Source organism: Bacillus sp. JJ1764, assembly GCF_036962145.1.
GTDB lineage: Bacteria > Bacillota > Bacilli > Bacillales > Cytobacillaceae > Neobacillus.
Map to the genome: position 1 here is coordinate 56,891 of NZ_JBALNY010000021.1, position 24,107 is coordinate 80,997.

The window sequence follows — 24,107 nt, forward strand, 5'->3', positions numbered from 1 at the left end:
TAGAAAGAAAAAAAGCTGACCGGTTGGACAGCTTTAACTTTGGATATTTTTATTCATTTGTCTAATGGCGGCCTTTTCGAGGCGGGAAACCTGAGCTTGTGAAATACCAATTTCATCAGCAACCTCCATCTGTGTCTTTCCCTGGAAGAATCGTTTTCTTAGAATTAATTTTTCACGCTCATTCAACCGACGCATACCTTCTTTTAAGGCAATTTCTTCAATCCATTGGATATCTTTATTTTTCTCATCGCTTAGTTGATCCATTACATAAATCGGATCACCGCCGTCATTATAAATCGGCTCAAATAAAGACACTGGATCTTGAATAGCATCTAGAGCAAAAACGATTTCTTCATGTGGTACTTCTAACACTTTAGCAATTTCTTCGGCCGTCGGTTCTCTTGAAGTTTCACTCATTAATCGTTCTCTAACCTGAAGTGCTTTATAAGCAATATCCCTTAAAGAACGAGAAACTCGGATCGGATTATTATCACGCAAATACCGTCGGATTTCCCCGATAATCATGGGAACTGCGTATGTGGAAAACTTGACATTTTGACCTAAGTCAAAGTTATCAATCGATTTCATAAGTCCGATACAGCCAACCTGAAATAAGTCATCAACAAACTCGCCACGGTTATTAAACCGTTGGATTACACTTAGAACAAGTCGTAAATTGCCATTCACCAGCTTCTCCCTGGCGGATAAATCACCTTCTTGCATTTGCTTGAAGAGTATTCGCATTTCTTCATTCTTTAGTACAGGAAGTTTTGATGTGTCTACACCGCAGATTTCAACTTTATTTCGAGTCAATTCTTTTCCCTCCTCACAGGGGTTGCTGTACAAAAAACAGTATCTCCTTGAGAAGGAAAAATATGCACCTCTCCAACTTGATGAAAATGGTGAGCTATACCAAAAAATCCAATTGAATCAAGAGATTTTCACCATTTTACGCTTGGAAAATTTTTTCTAGAAATCTTTACACCATTTTATTAAATTCCTTTCGCAGTCGTTTGATAATTCGCTTTTCTAACCTCGAAATATAGGATTGAGAGATCCCAAGCATGTCTGCAACATCCTTCTGTGTCTTCTCTTCCCCATTTGTTAGGCCGAATCTAAGTTCCATTATTTGTTTTTCACGATCAGAAAGTTGATGCAGCGCTTTTATCAATAATTTGCGATCCACATTCGCTTCCAAGTCCTTCGTAATGATATCATCATCTGTTCCTAATACATCGGATAACAGCAGTTCATTGCCATCCCAATCAATGTTCAGTGGTTCATCAAAGGATACTTCCGATCTAATTTTATTATTTCTACGCAAATACATCAGAATCTCATTTTCAATACATCTTGACGCATATGTAGCCAGCTTAATCTTCTTTTCAGGATTAAATGTATTTACGGCTTTAATTAAGCCAATGGTTCCAATACTGATAAGGTCCTCGATATTGATACCGGTGTTTTCAAACTTTCTTGCGATATAAACGACTAGGCGTAGGTTTCTTTCGATCAAAATGGACCTGGCAGCCTTGTCTCCTCCCGGAAGCTTTTTTAATAGAATCTCTTCCTCATCTTTACTTAGAGGAGGCGGCAGTGCTTCGCTTCCGCCAATATAATAAACTTCATCTGTTTTAAGACCTAATTTTATTAATAATTTATACCAATAATAGGATAAGCGAAGTCTCCATTTTTTCATCTGTTTTCCTCCTTCTAAAAAATTGTTTTACAGAGTATAGTATATTAACTTACCTTAACTGTTTCTCCAGTTTGTTTCGTTCCGGTCAGCATCTTTGGATGGACAATACATTCAAAGGAATCATCTGAAGAAAGCTGTTGGTTGGTGAATGTCACCAAGCCTTTATCACAAAAATATTTCACCCTATCCTGTTCGATCATGATCATGTCAGGTTTAATTGCCAATACGAACTGATGCTCTTGTCCAACCACTTTGTAAGGAACGATTCTTAAACGTGGCTGCCAGTCAATGGGTAGTTCATCATGATTAATCATCAACGGGTCTGTGATGGTTGCTAACTTTCTTATTGGTTCGGGGATGCATTCAAGTTGATTTTTTATTGATACAAACATGACAGGAAGCTTTGAAATTGGATCATACAGTTGATTTCCACTATCTACTAATCCACTAAAATGTAAGGCTTCACCACTGAGTTTTATCGTAACGCGAACAATCTTTTCGTATTGAATTTTTGTCATTTCCATATTTTCAATGTTTTTCCTTGCATAATGCCATGCGACAGGAAAGCCAATCATCACGAATAACCAGCTTACAGGGTCACCTAAGCCCATTACACTGGACTTTAAAACTTCTGCCGTCAGGGTTGGATCGTACTGGATAAAGTAATGAACACCCATCAATGCACCACCAATTAGGAACGTTGCCAAGTAAAAGGTCATTAAAGCCTTTATAAAAAATGACAGCCGTTTATAACCAAAGACGATGTAAACCATTACTAGGGAAAATAACAGTTTTGAAATTGGATGACCAGAATAGACATTTATTGGTGTAAATGATAATAAAATAATCAATGAACCAATAAAGCCACCTGCTAACAGCCTCAAAAAGTTAATTTTTCTTTTAAGGATGATTGCTGTTAAATAGAGGAGAAGACTATCAAATAACAAATTTAATGCCCAAATAACATCTAAATAAACAACCAACAAGCCTCCCCCTTTGTTAGATGCCTCCATATTTCTACTATCTTGTTTATGGAAAAGTATATCCTACTTGTATCGCTGAAGTGTGTCACTTTCTGTAATCAAAAAATCAGAAATTTTCCCTATCTAAAACGGAATTTGTCTAGAAAAATTTGGCATAAAAAAAAGGAGCAATCCTGTTAGGATTGTTCCTTTTAAATATTATCTTTTGCGGTTACGGTTTCGTAGGAAGGTTGGAATATCTAATGTATCTTCCTGGATGTTGCTGTTTGTGTTTCGAACCGGCTCTTGTGGTGCTTCTTCACGCTTTTGTTCCCGTTTCACGTTATTTACTACTGGTTTTGGCTGCCCAAAAGTAGGGCGAGCAGGTTTAGGTTGCAACACTTCTTCCTTAAATCCTGTTGCAATGACGGTAACAACAATTTCATCTTTAAGGTTTTCGTTTATTACAGAACCAAAGATCATATTTACTTCTTGGTCAGAAGCAGATGCAACGATGTCCGCAGCCTCCTGCACTTCATAAAGACTTAAGTTGGATCCGCCTGTAATGTTCATTAGGACACCTTGTGCTCCATCAATGGAAGTTTCAAGTAATGGTGAGTTAATTGCCTTTTTAGCTGCTTCCGCTGCACGATTTTCACCTGCAGCAACACCAATCCCCATTAAAGCAGACCCTTTATTTGACATGATCGTTTTAACGTCTGCAAAGTCAAGGTTAATTAACCCTGGTGTAGCGATCAAATCTGAAATACCGGATACACCTTGGCGAAGAACATTATCAGCTTCTCGGAATGCTTCAAGCATCGGAGTACTCTTATCAACAATTTCCAAAAGACGATCATTTGGAATAACAATTAGAGTGTCAACAGCCTCTTTCATTGATGAAATACCACCAGAAGCCTGGGTTGCACGCTTTTTGCCTTCAAAAGTAAATGGACGAGTTACTACGCCCACTGTTAAAGCACCAAGATCACGTGCAATTTGTGCGATTACTGGTGCTGCACCTGTACCAGTTCCTCCACCCATACCTGCTGTAACGAATACCATATCAGCACCGCGTAATGCTTCTTCAATCTGCTCCTTACTTTCTTCAGCAGCTTTTTTTCCGACCTCAGGATTTGCTCCTGCACCAAGACCACGTGTAAGTTTGGCACCAATTTGCATTTTTACTTCTGCTTTTGATAAATTCAATGCTTGAGCATCTGTATTAACGGCAATAAATTCAACCCCTTGAACACCATGCTCAATCATTCGGTTTACAGCGTTATTACCGCCGCCGCCGACTCCAATTACTTTTATTGTTGCAAGAGAATCTAGATTTGTATCGAATTCTAACATGAAAAAATCCTCCTAATTCGTCGATATTCCTTTTTCGATTAGCCTATTCGAAAAAGTAACCTAGGAATTTTTTTACTTTTGATGACATTTTTTCCTCGGGCTGCTTTTCTACTTTTGGTTTCGGCTGCTGTTTTGTTGGTACTGCTCTTTTTTCAATTGGCTCAGAAACACTTGATGAGGAGCTAATGTTACCCCCTGGTAATCTAGCATTCTTGTAGGCATATTTGATTAAGCCAACCGCTGCCGTATACTGAGGTTCTCTCACACCAATATAGTCTGGAATTGCCTTGCGCACAGGGCTCTTAAATAAATCTTGGGCAAGCTCTAAAACACCCTGCATTTTAGTTGTTCCGCCCGTTAAGACGAAACCTCCAGGTAAATCTGTTACACCTAATCTTTTCAATTCCTTAGCAATTAATTCAAAGATTTCTTCCATTCTTGCTTCAATAATTTCAGAAACATAAAGCTGATTAAATTGTTGATGCTGGTCACTGCCAATAATAGGGACACTGAAAAACTCATCTTCGGAGGCATGGTCATAAAAGGCATGTCCATGCTTTATTTTGATATTCTCGGCATCCTCCGTAGAGGTGTGGAGGACCTTTGAAAGGTCATTTGTAATCAAGTCTCCACCTACCGGAATCACACTTGACTCCTTTAAATATCCTTCTTCATAGACAGCAATTGTTGTCGAGCCCCCACCAATATCCACCAAGGCTACTCCAAGGTTCTTCTCGTCTCTAGATAAGGCGTAATCACCTGCTGCCAATGGCTGCAAAATAATATCAGAAAAGCTCAAGCCGGCTCGTTCCACACAGCGGATGATATTGGCAACAACTGAATTGGATCCGGTTACCAAAGTGCCTTCCATTTCTAGACGCACTCCAATCATCCCGCGCGGATCATTGATCTCGTCTTTACCGTCAAGGATAAATTGTTTTTGGATAACACCCATATTGACTCTTTCCGGAGCAATAGATCCGACATAGGAAGCTTCAATAACACGTGTTACGTCTTCATTTGTAATCTCGCGGTTTTGACCTGAAACGGCCACAATTCCATGACATGGCTGTAGCATAATATTATGTCCAGGAATCCCAACTACTACTTCATGGATTTCCATTCCTACCATTCGCTCCGCTTGTTCTACTGCCCTTCTAATGGAATGAACTGTATCATCCATGTCGACAATGGAACCTTTGCGAAGACCTTCGGATTCTACATTGCCTACACCTATTATATTTAATATGCCTTTTCCGGAGTCATTGACCATTTCACCAATGATTACTTTTACACTGGATGTACCGATGTCAAGACTAACATATATTTCATTGCTGTTCATTCTTTGGCACCTCCTTTAGTTTCACTTAATCGAACAACAATTTTCTTTGTTCAAATGTAAATATCCTATAGTCATATCTTATAAAAATATTCGTCACAACTAAATGATTCCCTTTAAAAATTTTCAACTTTTTTCTAATTTTTCTTTGTTTGTTGACCATTTTGTCAATAATATTCGACGAATTACGGCAATATTCTGAAATAACCTTACCCCAAACGCAAAAACTGCCGCTAAATACAAGTCTACACCAAGATGCACACCGAGAAAAGCTAAACTTGCAGCTAGTAAGATATTAAAAAAGAATCCCGATACAAAAACCTTTTCATCATAGATATTTTGCAGATAAGCGCGAATTCCTCCGAATAATGTGTCGAAAGCCGCCAAGACAGCAATCGACAAATAATTCGAATATTCTTCAGGAATACGTATTTCAGTAAGCAATCCTAGAATTATACCAATTACCAGCCCCATAAAAGGTAGCCACATTAGGCTCAGCCCCCTTCTTTAATCGGTTCCAAATATCGGACCCGAAGTGGATTATCATATGCCGGAAGAGTGACATTTTGGGTGGGGGGTGAAACATTTAACTTTAACCCTTCGGTATAGAATTCATCTCTGGCCTTTGATACTTTCATCCGGTTATACAGTTTTTCTGCAGTCGTAAAATCCGCAGCTATCACCTTCACTTCAATGGGCAATTTTTTTATAGAATGTCCATCGACTTTCGTTTCTCGGTTTATATCACGAATGACTGTTGTATTAATTATTCTCTGACCATCAATCGCTGTTGCTTTAGCTTCATACATATTAAGCTCGTTTAACAACCTTTGCAATAATTCCGGAGAAACTGTTCGGGTAGCGGGTGCTCCGTCTTGAATATCTTCCATTGCAGCTTCAATTTGCAAGCTAACCCCTGGACCAGTAAGATCCGTCAGGCCTGCTTCGGATTTAAGTTCTTGGAATGTATCCTTTAATGCCTTTTCTTTGCTTTGTTTTCGCTTAGATTCATAGGCAGATAGTTTATCCTCGTTAGATCGGATTTCAGTTAACAAGTTGTATTGCAATTCTTTTTCTTTAAGCAGAGCTTCCCGTAACTGCCAAATGTCTCTAGTGTCACGTTCTGCAGGTTTTTTTACCGTTTGAAATTGAATTGCAACCATAAAGCCCACAATCCCAGCAATTAGCGTAAAACTTAAGTTGATTTTCTTGTCCACATTTTTCACCTTACCCTTTAACTTCATCATTTTCGTGGACATCCGGTTAATTACCCAAAATAGGATTTAAAACAATGTCATTATCTTTTTCCAAAGCAACCACAATATTATCGTTAATCAGCTGATCCTTAACACCACCTGTTAAATTGATAGATGATGCCAGGACATCCGAATCTCCAATGGCGGTTATGACAAAAGGTGCAGGGTGTTGAACTCCGTCAACCGTTATGACTGGGCCATTGCACACAATATAGGAATGACTGGTCAGTCTCTGACCATTAATCGCAACTGCTGAAGCCCCTGATATGTACAGTTCATTAACCACTTTAAACACATGATGTTCATGGACCAAATAATTATTTACATTGTTCTCGGTCGGATCGTATGCGCCGTCAGAAAGAGTAATTTTTATCCCCTTTCCTTTAACTTTTACTTTTCCTAAGAACATCCTGTATTTTTCAGCATCTTCAGCCATATTTTGAAAAACTTGTGCCTCTTTGGCTAAATCCTTTTCATTATCTTGAACTTTATCCTGCTTCTGCTTTAACTCTTTTTGAAGCTCACGGTTTTTTTCCTCTTGAGCAATCAATTGGTCCCTTAATGCAAGGGTTTTTTCATACTGTTTATCAGACATTTTAGGCTTTTGGTTTTGGGTTTGTGTTAAATGATAGGAGAAAGCCAGAATAAACCCTAATACAAGGCATACCAGGGACAATATAACATGATTACCCTTCACCTTCATCAGTTTCACCTTTAGTTTCCTCCGCTTCTGTGTCAAAAGCCTTAAAATATGACCCTACTTCCAAATCAATTATTCCTTTTTTAGTTGGATCTAATTGGCTGATAATGGAAGGATAATGCGACATTTTTTCCGAAAAGCTTCTTAATGTTGCACTTACCTCAAAACCATCGTTCATATATAGATAGATATGATACTGGTCAGTTTTTTTGGGAGTATAATGAATTTCCGAAATGGAGTTTACGATTTCTCCTGGAAGGTTTTCCAGCCCCTTTACCATTTCATTAAGGACTTGTCCTTCTTTGAAATCGAATAGAATCGGAGAGTTTACGGGAATGATATTTGTTTTTTTGTCATTAATAATTTTACCGTTCTCCATTACCGGTAAATAAGAATTTTCTTGTTTAAGATAGGCAATCTTCTTATGTTCTTTTACTTTAATGAGTATTGAATTTGGCCAATTAACCTTAACCTCAGCATTTTTCACCTCGGATAACTGTGATATTTTAGCAGCCACAGTGCTCCGTCTCACTTCCCATATATTTGTTGCCGTTGAAAGACCACTTTTACGGATAATTTCACCTTTGGAATAAATTTCGTTTCCAATTACGGTAATTGATTTAACATGACTTAACGAAGATTGAGAATACGCAATAATGGCAATCATCGCAAAAAACATAATCAGCAAAATAATAAGCCGTTTATTTGCTTTTCGCCGTCTCTGTTCCTTCAATTTAGGAATCCGGTCTTCAAGAGCAACGATTTTACCATTTTCCATTCATGATTCCCCCACATTTTTAAGCGGCTTTCTATGGATTCTTTCTGAAGCTGATCTTCATTTAAGACCTTAAAAGCTAAAACAACGGCACGAATAATCATGCCGTCATTCATTTACATTTGGATTTATCTATCTGATTATCNNAATTTGTCATTCGAAAGAGATTTCTTATTAGAAAATTATGTTTGCAATTGGAATTTCTAGGATATTGCACGATTAGCGTCTTCCAATAATTTCAACTTCTGTTTCCATTTTTATTTGGTATAAATTGAAAATGGTATCCTTTACATGTTGAATTAATGCAAGAACATCACCTGCAGTAGCATTTCCAGCATTGACAATGAAATTCCCATGCATTTCTGATATTTTTGCACCGCCGATACTAAACCCTTTCAGTCCGGCAGACTCAATTAATTTACCAGCATAATTTGGGGTAGGATTCCTAAAAATACTTCCAGCACAAGGGTAATTCCATGGTTGAGTTTCCTTGCGATAGTCTTTATTTTTCTGCATTTGACTCACAATCAACTTCTTATCTCCCGATTCAAGCTGAAAAACGGCTTCAACCACAATACCCGGGCGCTTCTTTTGAAGAATAGATGTACGATAAGAAAACGCCATTTCCTCATTTGATAACCATTCCATTACACCATCATCAAACAGAACATGCGCTCTCGTTAATATATTGCTTATATCAGATCCATGAGCACCGGCATTCATGTAAACAGCTCCACCTACTGAACCTGGAATACCACTGGCAAATTCAAGTCCTGAGAGCCCTCTTTTACTTATCAATGTAGATAAACTGACAAGTGAGTGGCCTCCGCCGACGGTAATGGTCGTTTCATTAATTTCTAAACTGTCCATTCCTGCACCGAGCTTTATTATAGCCCCTTCAATTCCTTTATCGGAGACTAACAGATTGGATCCCCTGCCAATGGCACGCCATGGAATCTTATGTCTATTTATAACTTCCATAACTTTTGCCAAATTTTCAACTGACGATGGTTCGATAAAGAGATCTGCCGGACCACCAATTTTAATAGTGGTGTGATGGGCAAGTAACTCATTTTGTTTTATCTTGCCGATATTCAAATCTTGTAATTCTTTCATGATATCGTCCATTTGTATCACCTGACTTTCCAAAATTGCGTTAATTATAGTTTATGCAAAGAGTTTATTTGGGCTACTTACGTTTTGTATTTACCAACTCAGTCATCACTTTAAATAGTCGAGATGCAGAATCCGGAACACCCATTTTCTTCGATTTTTGCTTCATATCGCGCAAAATTTTACTATCTAACAGGATCTGGTCAATATGTTGAACAAGGCTATGCCCCGTTAATTCTTTTTCTAACAAGACTCTAGCTGCCCCGTGATCACTTAATGATCTTGCATTTTTTTCTTGATGATTATTGGTTACATATGGGCTGGGAATTAATATACTTGGAATTCCCAAGGAAGTAATTTCTGCTATTGATGTTGCACCTGCTCGTGAAACAACGAGATCAATTCCAGCAAGAACTTCCGGCATATTATGAATAAAAGGTTTAATGACAACATTTTGCGGATTTCCTACTAATTCCACTTCCTTACTAACGGCTTCAAAATGAACATCACCGGTAACATAAAGAACTTGATAGGGTTTTTCAGAGAAATCCGGTAGCCCTTTTACAACGGCTTCATTAATTGGTCTTGCACCACGGCTTCCTCCGAATATTAAAACAGCAGGTTTAGTCGTGCTTAGTCCCACTGAAAGCCTACCTTTTATTCCGTCCTTGCCGATTACTTCCGAAGCTCTAGGATTTCCTGTAAAAACCACTTTTGACGGAGGGAAAAATTCTTTTGCCTCTTCAAAACAGATGGCAACTTTGTCTACATATCTGCTTAAAAATTTGTTTGTCAATCCTGGAACACTGTTCTGTTCATGAACAATTGTCGGGATCCGGAGCTTCGACGCAGCATATACAACCGGTCCGCATACATAACCTCCCGTTCCAATTACAATATCGGGATTAAATTGATTTAGAATTTTTTTGCTGTCGCGGACACCTTTTAAAAAACGATATACAGTCTTAATATTATCGAAGGATAGTTTTCTTTTAAATCCTGTAATATGAATAGATTGGAAGTCGATCCCTTCTCTAGGGACAATTTTGCTCTCCAGCCCTGTTAAAGTACCTATGTATAAGAATTCTGCATCCTTATGTTCTTTCTGAATTTCTCTTATCAGGGCCAATGCCGGATAAATATGTCCTCCGGTTCCCCCGCCACTCACTACGATCTTCATCGATTTCTCACCTCTAAAAAGTTGCTACACACATTCTACTACAAAAATATAAGATACAATGATAATAATAAAAGATTGTTATTGAATTGTAATTAAAACAACATACAATGTTTAAAGTCCTAGTAAACAAAAAGAACCCTGCCTATCACAGGGTGAGTCATCAGTATCTTGAATAACGACTGATATTGAGAAGGACTCCAATTGCCATCAACATAAGTGTTAAGGAAGAACCTCCATAACTTAAAAACGGTAAGGTAATTCCAGTTACCGGCATTAACCCAGTTACAACACCAATATTGATCATTACTTGGATTGCCACCATGGCGATAATTCCCACTGCAAGAAAACTTCCGTACAAATCTGGTGCCCCAAGCGCAATACGTATACCCCTCCATAACAACAGCGCAAATAACAGAATAATAAAAGATCCGCCTATAAACCCCAGTTCTTCAGATAGAATCGCAAAAATAAAATCTGTTTGCGGTTCAGGCAAGTAGAAGAACTTTTGCCTGCTTTCACCCAATCCAAGGCCAAATAAGCCGCCTGGTCCAATTGCATAAAGCGATTGGATGATTTGAAAGCCACTACCAAGTGGGTCTGACCATGGATCAAGAAAGGAGGTAATCCGTTTAATCCGATAGGGGGCTGAAGCAATTAAACCAATAAATCCGGCTACTCCAATTAATCCTAAAAAAACAAAGTGACTAACCCTTGCACCAGCAATAAAAATCATCACGACACAGGTTCCCATCATGACAGTTCCAGTGCCTAAGTCCGGCTGTAGCATAATCATGGCAAAAGCAATAAATGCTAGCCCCAGAGAAGGAGCGAGACCTTTTTTAAAGGAAGTAATGTACTTTTGCCGCTCGGATAGGAATTTAGCTAAGAAAGCAATCATGGCGAGTTTCATAAATTCTGAAGGCTGTATCGAAAAAGCACCAACACCAATCCAGCTTCTTGAACCATTTCGAACATTACCGATCCCGGGGATGAGCACCAACACCAATAAGATGAAACATACAATTAAAATGGTTTTCGCCCATGTTCTCCATGTCCAATAGTTAATATTCATGATAAAAAACATGGCCATAATCCCAACCGCAGCAAATAACGTCTGCCGTTTAGCAAAGAAAAAGGAGTCCTGAAATTTATATTCAGCCCAAATCGCACTTGCGCTATAAACCATGATGAGTCCCACAGCCAATAGGGTAAACGTAACAAGCATTAAAATAAAATCGGGAGTTGTTCTCTTCGTCGGCACCGCTTTACACCTCAACAACAAGATTTAGGGCTTCGGAGTACCACGCAAGAACAAAGTAGGCCAAGCCCCTACTTAAGCTTATGCACCGCTTCGATAAAAATGTCTCCCCTGACTTCAAAAGTTTTATATTGATCCCAGCTTGCACATGCAGGAGATAACAAAATCACGTCACCTGGTTCTGAGTATTCAAACGCAGCAGGTACGGCCTTGTCAACATTATCGACACGCCGGAAATTTTTTATTCCAGCCTCCATTCCAACCCTTTCAATCTTAGGTGCAGTTTGACCAAATGAAATTAATGCTTTTACATTTTTTAAATATGGAATCAACTCATCAAACTCATTTCCCCGGTCCAATCCACCTGCCAATAGAATGACAGGAGTCTCAAACGCAGTCAAAGCCTTTATCGTTGCTAAAATATTAGTTGCTTTTGAATCATTAAAAAATCTTCTGCCCAATACTTCATCGACATATTGCAAACGGTGCCTGACACCCGTAAAGGTTGAAAGCACCTCCTGAATCGCCTCATTAGCTACACCTGATAGCTTTGCAGCCGAAACAGCAGAAAGAATATTTTCAAGATTATGCACGCCCGGCAATGCAATGTTTTTGATCCCCATGATCGGTTCTTGATTAAAGCATAACCAGCCATCTTTTAGGCAGGCACCATCCTTTAAATCCTTCTTTGTTGAAAAAGGAATAATCTTTGCTTTGGAATGACTCGCAATTGCCATAGTTTCTTCCTGATCAGCGTTAATAATTAAGCATTCATGCTCTGTTTGATTTTTAGTAATACTTGCTTTTGCTTTCATATAATCTTCTTTTGATCCATGGTAATCCAAATGGGCGTCATAAATATTAGTGACGATCGCAATTTTCGGGTTAAATGTTTGGATACCCATAAGCTGAAACGAAGATAGTTCAATAACAATTGTATTTTCCTTTGTTGCTTCTTCAGCAACTCCGGAAGCAACGGTACCGATATTTCCGGCAATTAACGGCTGTTTATTACCCGATTTTAGCATTTCATAAATTAATGTTGTTGTAGTGGTTTTTCCATTTGTTCCGGTAATACCAATAAAAGGAGCTTCAGAAATTTGATAAGCAAGCTCGACTTCCGTTATAACAGGAATCCCTTTATCAATTGCCGCAATAACCATAGGGTTTTTATAAGGAATCCCCGGATTTTTTACAATTAATTCAAATCCTTCATCAAGAAGTTCAATTGGGTGCTCACCACAAATAACTTTAATTCCCTGTTCCAATAACCCCTGTGCCTCAGGATTATCAGATAATGGCTTTTGATCATTTACTGTCACAAAAGCTCCTAACTTATGTAAAAGTACGGATGCACTGACACCGCTTTTGGCAAGACCTAAAACGAGTATTTTTTTATGACGATACGATTCTATCTGCTTCAATTACAACCACACCTCTATATAGATTCCTAGTACTGCCAATATTAAACCTACACTCCAAAAGGTTACCACTACTCTCCATTCAGACCAACCTACAAGCTCATAGTGGTGGTGTAGTGGGCTCATCCGGAAAATTCGTTTTCCAGTTGTTTTAAATGAGGCAACTTGAAGGATAACCGATAAGGTTTCGATTACAAAAACACCACCAATTAGAAGCAGGAGGATTTCAAGCTTTGTCAGGATCGAAATCGTTGCAATCGCCCCTCCTAATGCTAGTGAACCTGTATCTCCCATAAATACCTTTGCTGGATGGGCATTAAATACTAAGAAACCTAATACTGCACCAACAACAGCAACCGAAAAAATAGCAATCTCCATTTGTGATTGATTCCATGCCAGAACAGCAAATGCTCCAAAGGCAATGGCTGCTGTGCCTGACAGCAATCCATCAAGACCATCTGTCAAATTAACGGCATTCGAAAAGCCAACCAGCCAAAATACGATAAACAACACGAAAAACCAGCCTAAATCAAAGGAGGTATCGGTAAAAGGAATATGAATTTCAGTGGAAAATCCTTGTTGTCGGTACACTAAATAAAAAATGACCGAAATGATAATTTGCCCCAAAAACTTTTGTTTGGACGTTAATCCAAGATTTCGTTTTAATACGACTTTAATGAAATCATCTAAAAACCCAAGTAAGCCAAATCCTAAAGTCACTAAAAGAAGCAGATAGGTTTTAACTGTTGGCTCCGAAAATTTACCTGCCATAACTATGGTTGTAATGACAATAGAAAATAAAATCATGATTCCACCCATTGTTGGTGTACCTGATTTCTTCTGATGAGATTTTGGTCCTTCTTCACGAATGCTTTGTCCAAATTTCAACCTTCTCAAGAAGGGAATAAATACAGGAGACAGAAGGACAGAAATTAAAAATGACATGACGATTGTGAAAAATATAACTTGCTCAAGCATTTTATCCCCTCCTTTCCATTAGGTTATTTTGTATGTCGTTAATTTTTTTTAGCATTACAGCTATATCATATGTCTCTATTTTTTTATTAAGAAGTTCTTTATTTGAAATGATAAAATTAGTAATCCCCATTTTAATGTCAGTTTCTCCATTTACTTTATCTATATAGCACTGCAAAAGGCTCATCATCGCTTCCACCACGTCATTTACAAAAAAAACTGGAAAATGATTGGGTGTATAATGAGGCAATGCTTTTCCTTTTTCCCATATGGCAGCAATTGCGCCGTTTTCTATTGCTTTTGAAAGTTCCCCAGATCTCTCACTCGTAGGAATGAACAATCCTTTAGGTTGATTTACATTGGCTTGGTCAGAAATAGTTAAAAAGATAAAATCTTCTCGAATTCCCTGGGCGTCAGGAAATAATTGTAATAAATCTTCATAGACGAACTGCATTATGATCTCTCCTTGATTGCTTTCAGTGCCACAATCCGATCATCAAAATCATGTACGACGCTGCCAATAATTTGATAGGTTTCATGCCCTTTACCGGCAATCAAAATGACATCCCCCGATGAAGCCTGCTCAATCGCGGAATAAATGGCATCTTTACGATCCGGTATGACCTGATACACTTCTCCCTTAACACCGGTCTCCATTTCATCTAAAATCGCTTCAGGATCTTCACTTCTAGGATTATCAGATGTAAAAATAGGATTCGTAGCGTAACGGCACGCTATTTGTGCCATTATAGGCCGTTTTGTCCGATCTCTGTCACCGCCACAGCCAACCACGACAAAGATTTTTTGTTTAGCGAAAGTTTGTATGGTTTTCAACACGTTTTCCAAGCTATCTGGTGTATGAGCATAATCCACAATGACGGTAAAATCTTGGCCAGCTTGAACAAGTTCGAATCGGCCAGACACCCCTTTAATGGATTCCAACGAGCGGATAATTTCTTCTATTTCTATTCCGGAAACTAAAGCAGCGGCAAAGCTTGCCAATACATTATAAATACTAAATTTGCCTAATAATTGAATATGAACAGGGTAGATCAGACCATTAATCAAAATATCAAACTTAATACCGGTTGATGACATTTGAATATTAATCGCACGAATATCTGCAGGTTGATCAATTCCAAATGTAACAACATGAGCCGCTGTAACTTTTTTAAAAACCTCGCTGGCATGGTCATCGGCATTTAGAATGGCAAATTTAGGCTTGTGAGGATCAAAGCTATTGCCTAGCTGAGAGAATAATAAACTTTTAGCTCGCCGATATTCTTCCATAGTTTTATGGAAGTCAAGATGATCCTGTGTTAGGTTGGTAAATACTGCAACATCATACTCACAGCCATGTACTCGGCCTAAATCCAGAGCATGGGACGAAACCTCCATGACAGCAGTTCCCACCCCCTGGCCTACCATTTCATGGAACGTTTTCTGAAGTGTCAAGCTTTCTGGTGTTGTATTTTTTGTTTCGATGATTTGATCAGCTATTTTTGTATACATCGTACCAATGAGACCGGTTTTCTCTCCTTGGTCAGCGAAAATTTTTTCAATCATATGACTGGTGGTCGTTTTACCATTTGTACCTGTAATCCCGATTAATTTTAACTTTCTGGTTGGATGCCCATAAAATGCATCAGCAAGTACTGCCATTGCTCGGGTGGTGTCATTAACGATTATAACAGGTACCTCTATATCTAATTCACGTTGTGCTATAACTGCAACCGACCCGTTTTTAACAGCAGCTTCGGCAAAGTCATGACCATCCACAGTATAACCTTTTATACAAATAAATAAGCTCCCAGGTTGCACCTTACGATGATCGTTTTCAAGCGATGTAATTTCCAAGTCAACTCCATTATATGGTGTCAACAGATGCAAAGACTTTAGCAGCTCTTGTAGCTTCATGTTTACCTCAATTCCTCTCATGACCTTACATAGACTTTTGACAAATATTTCATTTTATCTTTTGAGAAAAGTTCCATCTTATTTTACATGAAAAAATTTATTTTTGCTATTTAGTAGGGGACATTTGTAAAAAAATTAAGCATCTCCTAAAAATCCACCTTAGTTTTCGCTACCAAAATATAATCTGACCTTTGAACCCTCTTTTACCTTTGAACCCGCTTCCGGCGACTGTCTGACGACAACATCACCTTCACCGCTCGAATCAACTGTTAAGTTGACCAACTGTTCCTGTAGTTCACTTCTTGTTAAACCTACAAAATCGGGAAGTTTAATTAAAGGTGTATCTGGCCATTTTACCTTTTTCTCTATCTGTTCTTTTCTTGGTTCAACTCCCATAGCACTTAAACTATCTTTCATAATATTACCAACAATAGGAGCACTTACTGTTCCCCCAAAAGCCGTAACCCCTTTTGGATTATCCACTGCGACATACACAACTATTTGCGGGTCGTCAGCAGGAGCAAAACCAATAAATGATACGATAAAGTTATTTTCTAAATATCTCCCACCAACTGCCTTTTGAGCTGTACCGGTTTTTCCACCAATACGATAGGAATCAACAAAAGCCTTGCCTCCTGTCCCCTGAGCAACAACAGTTTCCAAGGCATGACGAATTTCTTGGGAAGTTTTCTCTGAAACGACTCTTCGTTTTTCTTCCGGCGTATTCCTCATTACAACTTCTTTTGTGACAGGATCTATTAATTCTTTTGCAATATATGGTTTATATAATATACCGCCATTTACGGCAGCAGAAACAGCCGTAACCTGTTGGATCGGTGTTACAGATACACCTTGCCCAAAGGCGGTTGTTGCCAATTCTACCGGTCCTACCCGATCCATGTTAAACAGGATGCCTGTCCCTTCCCCTTGAAGGTCAATCCCTGTTTTTTGTCCAAACCCAAAGTCTTTAATATATTTAAACAGTTTTTCCTTCCCTAGCCTTTGACCTAACTCCACAAATCCAGGGTTGCAGGAGTTTTGAACGACTTCGAGAAAGCTCTCATCACCATGTCCGCCTCTTTTCCAGCACTTTAGCCTTGCACCCGCCACTTGTACCGAACCCGGGTCATGAAAATGTTCTTTTTCCAAGTTAACTTTATTCTCATTTAAAGCTGCTGCTAAGGTTATAATCTTAAAAGTGGAACCGGGCTCATATGTCATCCAAACGGGCAAATTTCGGTTATATACTTCTTGAGGTACATTTCGAAAATTGGTTGGATCAAAGGTTGGACGACTTGACATCGCCAAAATTTCACCATTATTCGGGTTCATGGCAATGGCAATGATCCCGTCTGGATTGTATTTAGCTTGAGCAATATCTAACTCACGCTCAACAATCGTTTGCACTTTTGTATCAATGGTCAACTTTAAATCAAGACCTTTTATAGGTTTTTCATAATCGTCGGCCATATCATTCATACGTTCTCCCTTTGCATTGGCATAGAATTTTACCGAGCCGCGTTTTCCATTTAATTCTTTATCGTAGTATTTTTCCAATCCCATTAACCCTTGGTTGTCCACTCCTGCAAAACCAAGAACATGGGAAAGATAACTTTTATATGGATAATATCGTTTTGAATCTTCTCCGATATAGATTCCTTCAAGTCCTAGCGCTCTAATTTCTTTCGCCTTTTCATGTGAGATTTTTCTTCCCTCTTTAATCCTGACTATCCTTTCTTTCTGGGTAATCTCTCGGTAGGCTGCTTCATTTGACATATTTAATACTCCTGCCAGTTTTTCCGCCGTTGTCGCAGGATCCTTTACTTGTCGCGGAACAACCCAAACGGTAGGAGCACTTATATTTGTGGCCAGCGGAACACCGTTCCTGTCAACGATTTCCCCTCGTTCAGGTTCAAAAGGGATATTTCTACTCCATGAATCTTTTGCCCAGCCAGTTAGCATGTTTCCTAAATAAAATTGTACATAGCCTAGTCTGACATCAATGATTAAAAAAATGAGAATTCCGACGAATAGTGCAATCATTAACCGTTTACGGACCGTTACATTTGAAACGCGCATAATTATGAACATGCCTCCTTTTCATCATCATTCATAAATATGCTTGTACTGGTTTTAATAGAACGATAGTCACTACCCTAAACAGTTAAAATCCCGCTATAGAAAGCGGGATGTAGACCTAATCTTTGACTGTTTTCTTACTTGTCTCTTTTTTGGAGGTGCTATCTTCTTTTTGGTCAGATTGCTGCTGATTCCACTGTTCCTCAGCGGTTTTTAAATCAACGATAAGGAAATCTCCTTTATTTAAAGGTGCCTTTGGCTTTATATTTTGTCCAACGACATAACCGTTCCCTTTAGAATTTAGCTTTAATCCTGTAAGATTGGCAAATTTCATAACATCTCTTAATGACCAACCTGTTAAGTCAGGTGCTGTTAACTCTCCATTCGTTTTAATGATTACCTTTTCACCTTCTAGTACCGGCGTATTAGCTTTTGGAAGCTGGTCCACTACCTCTGTTCCATTTCCAACTATGACAGTCTCATACCCTTTTTCTTTTAGGTCTTTCTCCGTTTCTTCCACGGAGTTCCCCTTAAGATTTGGCAATTTATTAACTGTAGCTTTTTCAATGACAGACGGTTGAATATTTAAATAGTGCAAGCTATTTTGCATAACGGGATTAAAAACACCGGAAACAGGAATTGCCCCCTGACCGGTTTCCATTCCTGCTAATTGAGGTTGTTGAACAGCTACATAAACAATTAACTTTGGATCATCCTTGGGAGCCATACCTAGAAAGGAAAAAATATAATTGTTTGCTCCCTTTAAATACCCACCTGGTCCAGGAATATTAGCAGTTCCCGTTTTCCCTGCAACACTATAGCCTTCAATTTTATACCTGCCGCCCGTCCCGTTTGGGGAAGTAACAACCGTTTCTAGGTAGTCGCGCACCGTACTTGCAGTTTTAGCAGATATTGGCTGAGATACTACTTCAGGTTTGGTTTCTTCTATTACTTTTCCGGTATCATGATCGACAATTTTATCCACAACATGCGGCTTGAGCATTTTCCCATCATTTGCAATAGCGGTTGCAGCTTGAATTTGTTCAATCGGTGTAATAGCAGTCCCTTGTCCATAAGCTGTGGTAATTTTTTCAATAGGGTAGGTATATCTGATTTTTCCGGCTGTTTCGTCAGGCAATTCAATTCCTGTTGGTTTATCAAAGCCAAACTTTGTTAAATACTCTCTAAGTCTTTCAAATCCTAATTTCTCGTTGGCAATTTTCGCAAAAGCTACGTTTGATGACCGTTGAACACCTTCCAAATAGGTGATAGTCCCCCAACCGGAGTAGTTGTGGTCATGAATCGCTTTATCTCTATTGGTAACCCTGTAAGAACCAGATTGATAGGTTTCATTAGGATTAAAAACACCCTCCTGAACAGCGGCAGCTAGAGTAAAGATTTTCATCGTTGATCCTGGTTCATAAGATGTCTCAATCGCTTCATTATGCCAACTCTTAGTAATACCTTCTTTCGTATCCGGATCAAAGGATGGTCGCTGTCCCATCGCTAATATATTTCCTGTTTTCGGGTCTGCGACAATGGCTATGATTTTCTTCGGCTTGTACTGTTTGGCCACCTTATCCATGGCATCCTCTAAAAAGGTCTGGATTTTTTTATCAATGGTTAAATAGATATCTTGACCGTCCTTAGCTGGTGTAACTTTTTGCTTCCCGTCTGGAAGAATATATCCCCACAGGTCACTTTCATAATCAAGTTTTCCATTTGTTCCAGTTAACTGATTATTAAATGACTTCTCGATGCCCATCTTTCCAATTGTTTTAAAAGAACTGTCCTTTTGTTCAATCTTATCCGCATAGCCAATTAAATGTGACGCAAAAGTTCCATTTGGGTAAAAACGTTTGGAATCTCTAAGAAAGGTAATGCCAGGAAGCTTTAGACTTTCAATTTTTATCTTAGTTTCATGAGAAATATCCCTGCCTGCCTTACCGAATTCGACTTGAAACAATCCTTTTCTGGTTAATCGTTTATAAATATCAGATTCATCCATATCAATATACTTTGCCAGTTTTTCTGCGGTTTCCCTTGGATTCGTAACATGTTTCGGCTTCTTGGGATCCGTTGTCATTTTTTTATCGAGAATAGCAACTAACTTATATGAAACGGTATCTTCAGCAATTACTTCACCGGTACGATCTAAAATCTCGCCTCGCTGCGCAGGTAAAATGCCTTCCTTGCTGTATTTTTGCTGTGCCTTAGCAGCAAGCGGCTGACCTCCAACCTCACCTGTGATTTGAATCGTATAATACCTGACGATTAAGACAAAAAAGAGCAGGCCGAATATTGCAAATAATATCGCTGCTCCCACATTCATATTTGGCTGTTTTTTAATCATTTCTCCTGCACAACCTTGACGTTATTTTCATTTAACATGAGCCCCATGCTTTTTGCTTTTTCATAAATCCGCTCATATCTGCTCAGTTCGCTGACTTGACCCTTTAGGTCTTCATTAACCTTTTGCTGTTCCTTTACTTGATCGTCCATTTTCTGGATGTCTTTGTTAATTTGATAGATCTGTGACTGATTTGAGATAAGATGAACAGCACCAAAGCAAACTAGGCCAGCGAAAGCTACTCCAATAATTTTTTCACCTGGAGTAAGCCAGGACTTTTTAATTTTTAATGGTTTCCTGTCTTGGACAATTTGTTCCTCTCGCTGCTGTTGTTGTTTAAAATTCCTGGCAAGATTACTCACACGTTTCCCCTCCGGATTCATTTTTTAACGGGACTTAATTAAATGTTCCCTCATTCTATAATTTCTCAGCAACTCGCAACTTTGCAGAACGTGCACGATTATTTTGTTCAAGTTCATCTTCTGATGGTAGTATCGGCTTTCTCGTTATGAGTTTTAATGTTGGTTTGTATTCATCAGGAATCATTGGTAAACCTGGAGGTAAGTCAGGTGTTTCACTGGCTTTTTTGAATGTGGCCTTACAAATCCGATCCTCTAGTGAATGGAAGGTAATAACACTAATTCTTCCCTCTTGATTTAACAATTCGATTGCTTGGTTCAGTGATTTTTCAAAGACTGCTAATTCATCATTTACGGCAATGCGGATTGCTTGAAAAATCCGCTTGGCTGGATGTCCACCTTTTCTGCGGGCAGGTGCAGGAATAGCCTCCTTAATTAAGTCTACTAATTCCCCTGTCGATTCAATAGGTTTCTTTTCTCTGGCCGCTTCAATTTTCCTGGCAATCTGTTTAGAGAATTTCTCCTCGCCATATCTAAAAAATATTCGGACCAGATCCTCATATGACCAATCATTAATTACATCATATGCTGAAACCGGTGCATCATGGTCCATTCTCATATCCAATGGGGCATCATGATGGTAACTAAACCCTCGCTCCGGCGTATCCAATTGTGGTGATGAAACACCAAGATCATAAAGGACTCCATCAACTTTGGTAATACCTAATTTTTCAAGTTCTTCTTGCAAAAATAAAAAATTACTTTTTACAATTGTTAACTTGTCACCATATTCTTTTAATTTTTCTTTTGCATTAGCAATTGCTGTTTCATCCTGATCAAACGCAAACAGTTTTCCGCGATCTCCAAGCTTTGATAGAATCAGGGAACTATGCCCTGCTCCTCCTAGAGTACAATCGACATAAATTCCATCAGGCTTAATGGAAAGTCCTTCCACAGCTTCAGCTAATAACACAGTTGTATGATTAAACATTTTTTACCACCTTTTCCAATCGGTTAAAAAATAAGAATTTTTTACAGAAAATATATTAATATAACTTGTCCATTATATATCAAAGCCAATCATATTTTCTGCAATATCCGCAAAAGATTCTTCAGATTGCGAAAAATATTCTTCCCAAATTTGTTTGCTCCAAATTTCAATTCGATTGGAAACTCCTAAAATAACACATTCTTTTTCCAGCTTTGCATACTGCAAAAGTGGTGCTGGAATATTGATTCTTCCTTGTTTATCCAATTCACTCTCTGTAGCACCTGAGAAGAAAAAACGGGTAAATGCACGGGCATCTTTTTTTGTCAGTGGGAGACCCTTGAGCTTTTCTTCGATCTGAGCCCACTCCGATAATGGGTAACCAAATAAACACTGATCCAAACCTCTTGTGATGATGAACATTTCACCAAGATCATCTCGAAATTTGGAGGGCACAATTAGGCGGCCTTTATTATCAATGCTGTGATGGTACTCACCCATGAACATACCCATTACCCCCACTTTCTATTAAAAATGTACCACAATCCCCCACTTTCCACCACCTATTTTTTAACTAATTCTTTGAAAAAACGAAAAATCCTTTTTTGAAAGCTGTTTTTTTGTAAAAAAGAAAAACCCCACCGGAGATGGTGGAGTTTTTATAGTTTGATTACCTTATGCGTTCCGTCAAATTCGAAGGAAAGTGCCATGATTCTATTTATGATATCTAGTCCGTAGTGATTTAAGTAATAATAAATATTCCATACTCTTTCTTGAGGGATTCCGTTTGGTCTTAAAGCTAAATCAATGCGGGTAAACTTCTTTAAACGGATATCGTGTTTCTTAGTGACAGCATCTTGAAGCTTTGTCTGCATAAAGTTCAGATCTTTTAGTAAGAATGATTCATTTTTCCTTACTAGCGGGATGAGTCCCCGTTCTATTTCTGATGTTTTTGCCTCAACCAACCGGTATTGTTCCTTTAATTGGTCCTTCATGACTTGAAATAAATCATCTATTTCGTGATCCTTGATAGAGGCTAAAAATTGCTCTCGTTTTCCTGTTGTTCCCTGTTGTAAAACATGATCAAGACTTAATTGTATTTCTTCCAACTCTCCCTCAATCGACCGATCAAGCAAAGTAATATTTAATCGCGGAACAATTGGCGGCATTTTGATATTAAATGATTCAAAAACCAGTTTAAGTTCTGCCCAATATGCAATTTCTCCAGGACCAGCAATAAAGGCGATGGTTGGAAAAAGCCATTCCTGCATTAATGGCCTTGTTACTACATTATTACTTAGTTTTTCGGGATGATTGGCAACAATCTCCACTAATTCCTCTTTTGTAAAGGAAACTGTACCATTTTTCCCCACAAAATGATGATCTTCATTGTCATATTCAAGTAAAATACGTTCGTTTCTAATTTGATCATAAAAAAACAAATTAGCAGATTGTTCAGTTGCTTCAATCGTTGTAGGGAACCCTTTTTCTCTTATTTGCTGCTGCTGCTCTAATAAAGTTAAGGTAATCCCTTGATGGTTGTTAATTTGCTCCATCAAAAATTCCTTTTGTAGTTGACGGAACTCACTATTCCCTGAATCCACGACCAATAGTCCATAATCCTTAAACAACTCCATTACGATCCCAGCAAAAAAATCGACGAATGTTGTTGATTTTTCAATGAGGACATGACTAAATTCCAATAACTGATTCGTGTATTCCGTCTCGCCCAAATTCTCGACTAAGTTGTAGACCCATTCTCTACAAATATTTCGGTCAATTTCAATATCTGAAACCATTTTCTTTTGCAGAACTTTTTCTGGATATATCCATTTATCCGCTTTTTCACCAACCGGAACAAATACATGATTCACTTCTTGATAATCATGATCCTCCCCAGCTATCCAAAAAACAGGAATAACCGGTACTCCCAGCTGCTGTTCCTTTTGTTGTGCCAATTTGATAATGGAGATGACTTTATGGATGGAATAAAGAGGGCCGGTTAAGATTCCTGCCTGTTGTCCACCAATGACAACTACACTATTTTCGTTTTTTAACTTACGAATGGAATGTTCCACCTCTATGGAAGAGGGAAATTTTTGCATAAATCTTTCAATATGATTTGCCACTTGCTCGCGAAGAAATCTTCTTTCCTTTAATTCTGCCAATCGATTTTGGTCCTCATGTTCATCATTGTAGCGATAGTGAAAAAAAGGCATGATGTCTGAAGATTGTTCCAAATAATTAGAAGCAAACCGATTCGTTGCAGGCAAGGAGAGATTTAACATCTCCATTTAGTTACTCCCTTTCTGATCACCTAATTGTCCTTTAATGAGTATACCATTCCCCACTAAATATCAAAAAATATATGCACTAACTT

At 38.5% G+C, this 24,107-nt stretch carries 22 protein-coding genes; all 22 read right to left on the bottom strand.

What is annotated here, in order from left to right:
- Positions 1 to 33 precede the first annotated feature (33 nt).
- Positions 34 to 813, bottom strand: coding sequence for an RNA polymerase sporulation sigma factor SigG (gene sigG, locus V7083_RS03610; protein WP_335475456.1), 780 nt, complete (start codon positions 811 to 813; stop codon positions 34 to 36).
- A 166-nt stretch (positions 814 to 979) separates the two neighbouring features.
- Positions 980 to 1,699 (bottom strand): RNA polymerase sporulation sigma factor SigE, encoded by a 720-nt coding sequence (gene sigE / locus V7083_RS03615; protein ID WP_335475458.1) that lies wholly within the window; start codon positions 1,697 to 1,699, stop codon positions 980 to 982.
- A gap of 44 nt (positions 1,700 to 1,743) precedes the next feature.
- Entirely contained in the window at positions 1,744 to 2,682 is a 939-nt protein-coding gene (spoIIGA, locus tag V7083_RS03620; RefSeq protein WP_335475460.1) for a sigma-E processing peptidase SpoIIGA, read from the bottom strand.
- A gap of 198 nt (positions 2,683 to 2,880) precedes the next feature.
- Positions 2,881 to 4,017 (bottom strand): cell division protein FtsZ, encoded by a 1,137-nt coding sequence (gene ftsZ / locus V7083_RS03625; RefSeq protein WP_335475462.1) that lies wholly within the window; start codon positions 4,015 to 4,017, stop codon positions 2,881 to 2,883.
- Between the two features lie 43 nt (positions 4,018 to 4,060).
- Positions 4,061 to 5,359: a cell division protein FtsA gene (gene ftsA / locus V7083_RS03630; RefSeq protein WP_335475464.1), complete on the bottom strand. Its 1,299-nt coding sequence runs from the start codon at positions 5,357 to 5,359 to the stop codon at positions 4,061 to 4,063.
- A 123-nt stretch (positions 5,360 to 5,482) separates the two neighbouring features.
- On the bottom strand, positions 5,483 to 5,845 hold the full coding sequence (locus V7083_RS03635; RefSeq protein WP_223596025.1) for a small basic family protein: 363 nt from the start codon (positions 5,843 to 5,845) through the stop codon (positions 5,483 to 5,485).
- Positions 5,846 to 5,850: 5 nt separating this feature from the next.
- Complete coding sequence (locus tag V7083_RS03640) at positions 5,851 to 6,573, bottom strand: DUF881 domain-containing protein (RefSeq protein WP_435554256.1); 723 nt, start codon at positions 6,571 to 6,573, stop codon at positions 5,851 to 5,853.
- Positions 6,574 to 6,619: 46 nt separating this feature from the next.
- A complete protein-coding gene (locus V7083_RS03645; RefSeq protein WP_335475528.1) occupies positions 6,620 to 7,315 on the bottom strand; it encodes a DUF881 domain-containing protein in 696 nt (231 codons plus the stop codon).
- On the bottom strand, positions 7,299 to 8,090 hold the full coding sequence (locus V7083_RS03650) for a cell division protein FtsQ/DivIB (protein WP_335475468.1): 792 nt from the start codon (positions 8,088 to 8,090) through the stop codon (positions 7,299 to 7,301). The genes V7083_RS03645 and V7083_RS03650 overlap by 17 nt, the downstream gene beginning before the upstream one ends.
- Before the next feature lie 216 nt (positions 8,091 to 8,306).
- The gene (gene murB, locus V7083_RS03655; protein WP_335475470.1) at positions 8,307 to 9,215 is read right to left on the bottom strand and encodes a UDP-N-acetylmuramate dehydrogenase; all 909 of its coding nucleotides are present in this window, start codon (positions 9,213 to 9,215) and stop codon (positions 8,307 to 8,309) included.
- A gap of 61 nt (positions 9,216 to 9,276) precedes the next feature.
- Positions 9,277 to 10,380: an undecaprenyldiphospho-muramoylpentapeptide beta-N-acetylglucosaminyltransferase gene (gene murG, locus V7083_RS03660; protein ID WP_335475473.1), complete on the bottom strand. Its 1,104-nt coding sequence runs from the start codon at positions 10,378 to 10,380 to the stop codon at positions 9,277 to 9,279.
- Between the two features lie 160 nt (positions 10,381 to 10,540).
- Entirely contained in the window at positions 10,541 to 11,641 is a 1,101-nt protein-coding gene (spoVE, locus tag V7083_RS03665; protein ID WP_335475475.1) for a stage V sporulation protein E, read from the bottom strand.
- Positions 11,642 to 11,709: 68 nt separating this feature from the next.
- On the bottom strand, positions 11,710 to 13,062 hold the full coding sequence (murD, locus tag V7083_RS03670; RefSeq protein WP_335475477.1) for a UDP-N-acetylmuramoyl-L-alanine--D-glutamate ligase: 1,353 nt from the start codon (positions 13,060 to 13,062) through the stop codon (positions 11,710 to 11,712).
- A complete protein-coding gene (gene mraY / locus V7083_RS03675) occupies positions 13,063 to 14,037 on the bottom strand; it encodes a phospho-N-acetylmuramoyl-pentapeptide-transferase (protein ID WP_335475479.1) in 975 nt (324 codons plus the stop codon).
- Position 14,038: 1 nt separating this feature from the next.
- On the bottom strand, positions 14,039 to 14,488 hold the full coding sequence (locus V7083_RS03680) for a hypothetical protein (protein ID WP_335475481.1): 450 nt from the start codon (positions 14,486 to 14,488) through the stop codon (positions 14,039 to 14,041).
- Entirely contained in the window at positions 14,488 to 15,951 is a 1,464-nt protein-coding gene (locus V7083_RS03685) for a UDP-N-acetylmuramoyl-L-alanyl-D-glutamate--2,6-diaminopimelate ligase (RefSeq protein WP_335475483.1), read from the bottom strand. The genes V7083_RS03680 and V7083_RS03685 overlap by 1 nt, the downstream gene beginning before the upstream one ends.
- Positions 15,952 to 16,110: 159 nt before the next feature.
- Entirely contained in the window at positions 16,111 to 18,030 is a 1,920-nt protein-coding gene (locus V7083_RS03690; protein ID WP_335475485.1) for a stage V sporulation protein D, read from the bottom strand.
- Between the two features lie 118 nt (positions 18,031 to 18,148).
- A complete protein-coding gene (locus V7083_RS03695) occupies positions 18,149 to 20,383 on the bottom strand; it encodes a penicillin-binding protein (RefSeq protein WP_335475487.1) in 2,235 nt (744 codons plus the stop codon).
- Entirely contained in the window at positions 20,380 to 20,742 is a 363-nt protein-coding gene (gene ftsL, locus V7083_RS03700; RefSeq protein WP_335475489.1) for a cell division protein FtsL, read from the bottom strand. The genes V7083_RS03695 and ftsL overlap by 4 nt, the downstream gene beginning before the upstream one ends.
- 55 nt (positions 20,743 to 20,797) lie before the next feature.
- Positions 20,798 to 21,730 carry a 16S rRNA (cytosine(1402)-N(4))-methyltransferase RsmH gene (rsmH, locus tag V7083_RS03705; protein WP_335475491.1) on the bottom strand — a complete coding sequence of 311 codons (933 nt, stop codon included), beginning with the start codon at positions 21,728 to 21,730 and terminating at the stop codon, positions 20,798 to 20,800.
- Positions 21,731 to 21,802: 72 nt separating this feature from the next.
- The gene (gene mraZ, locus V7083_RS03710; protein ID WP_335475494.1) at positions 21,803 to 22,234 is read right to left on the bottom strand and encodes a division/cell wall cluster transcriptional repressor MraZ; all 432 of its coding nucleotides are present in this window, start codon (positions 22,232 to 22,234) and stop codon (positions 21,803 to 21,805) included.
- Positions 22,235 to 22,386: 152 nt separating this feature from the next.
- Positions 22,387 to 24,021, bottom strand: coding sequence for a bacillithiol biosynthesis cysteine-adding enzyme BshC (gene bshC, locus V7083_RS03715; RefSeq protein WP_335475496.1), 1,635 nt, complete (start codon positions 24,019 to 24,021; stop codon positions 22,387 to 22,389).
- Positions 24,022 to 24,107: the final 86 nt, after the last annotated feature.